The organism is Streptomyces sp. NRRL S-495 (assembly GCF_000966955.1).
GTDB lineage: Bacteria > Actinomycetota > Actinomycetes > Streptomycetales > Streptomycetaceae > Kitasatospora > Kitasatospora purpeofusca.
Map to the genome: position 1 here is coordinate 48,915 of NZ_JZWY01000039.1, position 6,843 is coordinate 55,757.

The 6,843-nt window shown below is 71.2% G+C and carries 7 protein-coding genes and 1 pseudogene; all 8 read right to left on the minus strand.

Features of this window, described 5'->3' with window-relative positions; translation table 11 throughout:
• Positions 1-82: 82 nt before the first annotated feature.
• On the minus strand, positions 83-1,417 hold the full coding sequence (locus VR45_RS03470; protein WP_045938177.1) for a DivIVA domain-containing protein: 1,335 nt from the start codon (positions 1,415-1,417) through the stop codon (positions 83-85).
• 59 nt (positions 1,418-1,476) lie between these two features.
• A complete protein-coding gene (locus VR45_RS03475) occupies positions 1,477-1,758 on the minus strand; it encodes a YggT family protein (RefSeq protein ID WP_030301231.1) in 282 nt (93 codons plus the stop codon).
• Between the two features lie 91 nt (positions 1,759-1,849).
• On the minus strand, positions 1,850-2,452 hold the full coding sequence (sepF, locus tag VR45_RS03480; RefSeq protein WP_030391444.1) for a cell division protein SepF: 603 nt from the start codon (positions 2,450-2,452) through the stop codon (positions 1,850-1,852).
• A 227-nt stretch (positions 2,453-2,679) separates the two neighbouring features.
• Positions 2,680-3,486, minus strand: a complete 807-nt coding sequence (locus tag VR45_RS03485; protein WP_078896203.1) for a YggS family pyridoxal phosphate-dependent enzyme — start codon at positions 3,484-3,486, stop codon at positions 2,680-2,682.
• Positions 3,486-4,217: a peptidoglycan editing factor PgeF gene (pgeF, locus tag VR45_RS03490; protein WP_199925894.1), complete on the minus strand. Its 732-nt coding sequence runs from the start codon at positions 4,215-4,217 to the stop codon at positions 3,486-3,488. Before pgeF ends, VR45_RS03485 begins: the two co-directional genes overlap by 1 nt.
• The gene (ftsZ, locus tag VR45_RS03495; RefSeq protein WP_045938178.1) at positions 4,214-5,443 is read right to left on the minus strand and encodes a cell division protein FtsZ; all 1,230 of its coding nucleotides are present in this window, start codon (positions 5,441-5,443) and stop codon (positions 4,214-4,216) included. Before ftsZ ends, pgeF begins: the two co-directional genes overlap by 4 nt.
• A 409-nt stretch (positions 5,444-5,852) precedes the next feature.
• Complete coding sequence (locus VR45_RS03500) at positions 5,853-6,629, minus strand: FtsQ-type POTRA domain-containing protein (RefSeq protein ID WP_052708814.1); 777 nt, start codon at positions 6,627-6,629, stop codon at positions 5,853-5,855.
• Positions 6,622-6,843 (minus strand): annotated as a pseudogene (locus tag VR45_RS03505) (UDP-N-acetylglucosamine--N-acetylmuramyl-(pentapeptide) pyrophosphoryl-undecaprenol N-acetylglucosamine transferase); the annotation flags it as partial. The pseudogene VR45_RS03505 and the gene VR45_RS03500, both read right to left, overlap by 8 nt.

Sequence of the window (6,843 nt, forward strand, 5' to 3'; positions counted from 1 at the left end):
AACAAGCCCCCGCGCACACGAAAGCGCCCCCTCCCCGACCCCGAAGGGTCGAGCAGGGGGCGCCTGTGCCGACGGCTACCGCTTAGTTGTCGCCGTCCTCGTCGATCAGGAAGCCCCGCATCGGAGCCGGCGCCTGCTGCATCGGCTGCGGCGGCTGCGGCCGGACGGCCGCCATCGGCTGGGTCATCCCGGCCGGCTGCATCTGCGGCGCACCCGAGTTGCCCGCGGAGGACGGCCCGCCGAAGCTCGGCGCACCGTTCCCGCCGAAGGCGCTCTGCCCGCCGAAGGACGGCTGGCCGCCGAACGACTGCTGGCTGCCACCGAAGCTCGGCGACGGGCTGCTCATCGCGCTCGCACCGGCCGGAGCCATCGACGACGCGGCCGGCGGCAGCGAAGCGGTGGCCGGGATCCGCGGCGGCGCGAGCGAGTCGTCCGCCTGCGACTCCAGCTGACGCAGCTGGGTCTCCAGGTAGGACTTCAGGCGCGTCCGGTACTCACGCTCGAACGCCCGCAGGTCCTCGACCTTGCGCTCCAGCGTGGCGCGGGCGGACTCCAGCGAGCCCATCGCGACGCGGTGCTTCTCCTGCGCGTCCCGCTCCAGCGCGTCGGCCTTGGCACGGGCATCCCGCTCCAGGCCCTCGGCGCGGCTGCGCGCCTCGCCGACGATCTTGTTGGCCTCGGAACGGGCCTCGGAGATCGCCTGGTCCGCGGTCTGCTGGGCGAGCGCCAGCACCCGGGCGGCGCTGTCGCCACCGGGGTTCTGCTGCTGCATCGGGGCGCCCATCGGGCCGCCCATCTGCTGCGGGCCGCCCATGGGGCCGCCCATCTGCTGCATCTGCTGCTGGCCCATGCCCTGGCCCATCGGGTTGCCCATGCCCTGCGGGCCGCCGGGGCCGCCCATCGGCTGGAGCATCTGACCGCCCATCGGCTGGACCAGCTGCTGCTGGCCGCCCATGGTCTGGCCCATCTGCTGCTGGCCGGGGCCGCCCATCGGGCCGCCCTGACCGGCGGGGAGCTGCGGGGCGCCGGACGGCAGGCCGAGCGGCTGGTTGCCCATCTGCTGCTGCTGCGGGCCGGGACCCATCTGCTGCTGCTGCGGACCGCCGGGGCCCATCTGCTGCTGCGGACCGGGGCCACCCTGCTGGCCGGGGACCGGCGGGCCGGATATGGCGGCCGGCACCGGGGCGCCGGGGCGCGAGTCCTGCGGCGGCTCCTTGCGCATGTTGGCCTGGTTCTGCGCGGCGGCACGGGTCGCGGCGGCCAGCTTGGCGCGCAGGTCCTCGTTCTCGCGGAGGAGACGGGTCAGCTCCGCCTCGACCTCGTCGAGGAAGGCATCGACCTCGTCCTCGTCATAGCCTTCGCGCAGGCGGACGGTCGTGAACTGCTTGTTCCGAACGTCCTCGGGGGTCAATGGCATCTCTTCACCTCAACGTGATCGTCGGCACACCGGCATCCTGTCGCATCGCTCACCTACGACTAGGGCCGCACAAGCGAGATCAGGACATACACAATGATCATCAGTACGAAGAAGGACAGGTCGAGCGCCACGCCCCCGAGACGCAACGGCGGAATGAACCGCCGCAGAAGCTTGAGCGGCGGATCCGTGACAGTGTACGTGGCCTCCAGGACCAGGACCATGGCCTTGCCGGGCCGCCACGAACGCGCGAACTGGAAGACCCAGTCCATCACCAGCCGCACGAGCAGGAACACCAGGAAGACGGTCAGTGCGTAATAGAGCACCGCCCACACGATCTCCATCGCGCTTCCCTCTCCCCGGTTGTCGGCCCTTGGGCCGCTCGCTGTCGCTAACTCACTGTCGATCAGATCCACACGTAAAGTCGTGGTCGGGTCAGCTCTGGTTGAAGAACCCACCCTCGGCGATCCGAGCCTTGTCCTCCGCCGTGACATCGACGTTAGCAGGCGACAGGAGGAACACCTTCTGCGTCACGCGCTCGATACTGCCGTGCAGACCGAAGACGAGTCCAGCGGCGAAGTCTACGAGCCGCTTGGCATCGGTGTCGTCCATCTCGGTCAGATTCATGATCACAGGAGTCCCGCCACGGAACTGTTCCCCGATGGTACGGGCCTCGTTGTAGGTCCTCGGGTGCAGCGTGGTGATGCGGTAGGGCTCTCGTTCGTTCACTACCTTGGGCATGATCACCGGGGCGCTCTTCTCCAGGTTGTGGCGGCGTTCGGGTGTGATGGACGACACTGGTGCCATCCTCGGGGTCTCCTGGCGAATCGGGACCGCGGCCGGCACCGGCTGCGGGGTGATGGAGGAGACCGGCGCGGGCGCCGGGGAGGCCGGCCGCGGAATGTCCTCGGTCCGTCCGGTCCGGATCGGCTCGGGATCCGCGTCGTAGTCGTCGTCGGGGTCGTACCCCTGACCGTCGTACGTCTCGTCCTCCACGAGGCCGAGGTAGACCGCCATCTTGCGCATTGCGCCGGCCATGCTCCTGTCTCCTCCGCTTGTGGTGGACCGACTCCGTCCCGACGGCCGGGCCGAACGGCCCCGTCCGCGGATTCCGCGGTCCGCCCACGACGCTTCGTCAGGCCGACGGCCAATCAGAGTTCGTGGATGAGGGCCGCGGAGCTGCGATCCACGGTTGGCTAGCGCTCCGATAAGCTGCTAGCTTCTGTCCTATTTTGTCCTGCAGTCTGATCTACTACCCGGTGACGTTACCTGAGGGGTGACCGCACTCCGAGTACCGCCGTTCCGACGCGCACATGTGTCGCTCCGGCGGCAATGGCCTGCTCCAGATCGCCGCTCATCCCTGCCGAGACCATGGTGGCAGCCGGATGGGCCGCCCGTACGGCGGTTGCGATTTCCGCCAGCCGATCGAAGGCCGCGGCCGGATCACCGGCCAGCGGGCCCGCGAGCGGAGCGACCGTCATCACACCGTCCATGCGCAGTCCGGGCGTGTCGGCGATCGCGTCGGCCAGCGCGAGCACGTCCGCCGGGGCGACCCCGGCACGGTGCTCGCCCTCGCCGGCCTCCTTGTCCAGCGCCACCTGCACCAGGCAGCCGAGGTCGGCGCGTCCGGCCTTGGCGACCGCGGCGCCGAGCGACTCCACCAGCCGCGCCCGGTCCACCGAGTGGACGTAGTCCGCGTACCGGACGACCGAGCGGACCTTGTTGGTCTGCAGCTGGCCGACGAAGTGCCAGTCAAGAGGAAGGTTTCTGCACTGCTCCGCCTTGGGCGCGGCGTCCTGGTCGCGGTTCTCCGCGACATCGGTGGCGCCCAGCCCGGCCAGCAGCGCGGTGTCCTCGGCGGGGTAGGTCTTGGTGACCACGATCAGCCGGACCTCGTCGCGGGCCCGCCCGGCGGCGGCGCAGGCGTCGGCGATCCGCCGCTCGACGACCTCCAGGTTGGTACCGAGTTCCTCGTACCGGGCCCGCTGGCCCTCCGTCAGCGCGTCCAGCCAGGACTTGTCCGGGAATCGGGCGGAATCGCCCGGGAACGGTCCGTAGATGTCATTCGTCATCAGTGTGAAGAGCCCAACCAGACGTAGCTCGCGAGCCGGCCCGTGCGCTGCTCGCGCCGATAGGAGTAGTGGTCGGCGGATTCGAGGGTGCAGACCGGTGACAGCACCGGCCCGGTGACACCCGCGGCGGCCAGCTGGGCCGCGACTCCCGCCGGCACGTCCAGGGCCGGGGTCCCCCAGGAGGTCTCCGCGTGGGCCGCGGGCACCCGCCCGGCGACCTCGGCCCGCAGCTGCGCGGGCACCTCGTAGCAGCGGCCGCAGACGGCGGGGCCGGTGGCGGCGGTGATCCGCGCGGGCTCGGCGCCGAGTGCCACCATCGCCCCGACCACCGCCGGGACCACGCCGGCCGCGAGGCCGGGCCGTCCGGCGTGGGCCGCCCCGACCACCCCCGCGACCGGGTCCGCCAGCAGCACCGGGGTGCAGTCCGCGGTCAGCACCGCCAGCGCCAGCGGCCGGTCGGTGACCACCGCGTCGACCGTCGGGGCCTCCCCCGCCGGCTGGCGCTCCGTCACCACGGCGACCTCCGCCCCGTGCACCTGGTTCATCCACACCACGTCGGCCGGGTCCAGGCCGAGCTCGCGGGCCGCGATCGCCCGGTTCTCCAGGACGGCCGCCGGGTCGTCCCCCACCGCGCCGCCGAGGTTCAGCTCCCCGTACGGCGAAGTGCTCACCCCGCCCCACCGAGTGGTGAAGGCGAAGTGAGCACCGTCGCGGACCGCGTGGTCGATCACTTAAGGAAGTCCGGCACGTCGAGTTCCTCGGCCGGGCTCTCCACGAACGGCTGCCGGGCCGGCTGCACCTGCGGCGGCACCGGGGCGGCCGTGGTGGTGGCCGGCGACTCGGTCGAACGGGAGGAGGAGGCGCTGTCGCCCTCCGAGCGGGAGGTGACCGAGCCGATGCCGCCGTACGAGGGGCGGCCGGCCGGACGCTCGGGGGTGCCCGAGGAGGCCGGCGGGTTGGCCGGGGTCGCGCTCGCCTTGACCACCGGCTCGCGGACGATCGCCGGCGGCTGGCCGCCGTCGAAGCCCGCCGCGATGACGGTGACCCGGACCTCGTCGCCCAGGGCGTCGTCGATGACGGCACCGAAGATGATGTTGGCCTCGGGGTGGGCGGCCTCGCTGACCAGCTGGGCGGACTCGTTGATCTCGAACAGGCCGAGGTCGGAGCCGCCGGAGATGGACAGCAGCACGCCGCGGGCGCCGTCGATCGAGGCCTCCAGCAGCGGCGAGGAGATCGCCATCACGGCGGCCGCCTTGGCACGGTCCTCACCGCGGGCCGAGCCGATGCCCATGAGCGCCGAACCGGCGTCCGACATGACGGACTTGACGTCGGCGAAGTCGAGGTTGATCAGGCCCGGGGTGGTGATCAGGTCGGTGATCCCCTGGACGCCGGAGAGCAGCACCTGGTCGGCGGAGCGGAACGCGTCCAGCACGCTGACCTGGCGGTCCGAGATGGACAGCAGCCGGTCGTTGGGGATGACGATGAGGGTGTCGACCTCTTCGCGCAGGGAGGCGATGCCGTCCTCGGCCTGGTTGGCGCGCCGCCGACCCTCGAAGGTGAACGGACGGGTGACCACACCGATGGTCAGCGCGCCCAGCGAGCGGGCGATGTTGGCGACGACCGGCGCGCCGCCCGTGCCGGTGCCACCGCCCTCGCCGGCGGTGACGAAGACCATGTCGGCCCCCTTGAGGACCTCCTCGATCTCCTCGCGGTGGTCCTCGGCGGCCTTCCGGCCGACCTCGGGGTTGGCGCCGGCGCCGAGGCCCCGGGTGAGTTCACGGCCCACATCGAGCTTGACGTCGGCGTCGCTCATGAGGAGGGCCTGCGCATCGGTGTTGATCGCGATGAACTCGACGCCCTTGAGACCGACCTCGATCATCCGGTTGATGGCGTTGACACCACCGCCGCCGATACCGACGACCTTGATGACTGCGAGGTAGTTCTGCGGTGCTGCCACGTCGAAGGCCTCTCGCCTCGAATTTCCAGGTCGGCCCGAATGCCCGATCAGGGCCGGACCGACGGATGTCGATGGGTAGGGAGCCTGGTTCCTGACGTAATGTCCGAAATGCCGACCGCCGACCCCAACCCTAAACTTGACCTTTAGGGTTAGTGCTGTGCCTCTGTCAGATCACCAGGGAACACAGTCTGGTGAGACAGGACACTAGGTGGCTCCGGCCACGTGTTTCAACGAACACGCCGAGCTTCCCTTTTTCTTTTGAGCCTATGTGATCATCGACCGGCGGATGACACCGGGGTGACCACCAAGGGTCGGGCCGACACGAACCCGCGTCAACCCCGCCCGCAGCCCGCCGCCGTCCTTCCGACGACGCGCTCCACGCGCACCCCTGCGCACAGAACCTACCGGATCATCCGGACACCGCAGGCGCGTCCGGAGCGCTCACATCGAAGTTCGTACCCTTCTGACGCAGCAGCGCCACCAGCACCCGGGCTTTGCGATCCGTCTGCTCGGGACTCCCCCAGCGCACCGTCGCACCCCCGGCCAACTGCAGCTGGATGTCGTCGAACGAATGCACCAGAACGGCCCCGGCCCGCTGCCGGACCTCCTCCGGCAGCCCGGCCGCCACCGCCACCGCGCCCTCCACCAGCTGCGTGCGGCCGATCACCGACTCGGTGTCCAGCGCCTGCTGGCTGAGCCTCAGCTCCACCACCGGCACCCCGGACGGGGCGGCCGGCTCGGTGGCGAAGCTCACTCCGACCGCGTCGACCTGGGTGAAGCGGCCGTCCTCGCCCTTCACCGCGGCGACCGCCGTGCGCTGGGTGACCTTCACCCGGAGGGTGTTCGGCCAGCCCCGCCAGACCTCCGCCCCGGCCACCCGGGGGATCGCCTCCACCCGCGCGCGGGCGTCGTCGAGGTCCACCCGGGCCAGCGGCCCCGAACCGACCCCGCCGATCGCCGTCCTGACCTCGTCGGCCGTCAGCCGCTCGTCCTGGAGGCCCTGCACCGCGACGGAGCGCACCTCCAGCACCGAGGAGAAGAAGACCAGCCAGGACAGCACTCCGAACAGCAGCGCGACCAGGGCGCCCAGCACCACCACACCCCGCCGGGAGAGCCGAAGCCGAGGAGCGTGCTCCTCGGCCTCGAACTCCTCGTCCAGGGGGTCGGCGAGCCGGGCGTCAGCCACGACGACGGCCGCCCCGGGCAGCCTCGATGGCCTCGTAGACCATGCCGACGAGCAGCTCGTCGGCGTCCCGGCGGCCGAACTCGGCGGCCGACCGGCTCATGTCCCAGAGCCGCTGCGGGTCCGTCAGCACCGGCAGCACGTTCTGCAGCACCCAGTCCGGGGTCAGCTCGGCGTCGTCCACCAGCAGGCCGCCGCCGGCCTTCACCATCGGCTG

Bases quoted from the DNA above. Each gene is read 5' to 3' on its own strand.
- sepF (WP_030391444.1), bottom strand. From the start codon at position 2,452: ATGGCCGGCGCAATGCGCAAGATGGCGGTCTACCTCGGCCTCGTGGAG.
- VR45_RS03485 (WP_078896203.1), bottom strand. From the start codon at position 3,486: ATGACGAATGACATCTACGGACCGTTCCCGGGCGATTCCGCCCGATTC.
- VR45_RS03470 (WP_045938177.1), bottom strand. From the start codon at position 1,417: ATGCCATTGACCCCCGAGGACGTTCGGAACAAGCAGTTCACGACCGTC.
- VR45_RS03475 (WP_030301231.1), bottom strand. From the start codon at position 1,758: ATGGAGATCGTGTGGGCGGTGCTCTATTACGCACTGACCGTCTTCCTG.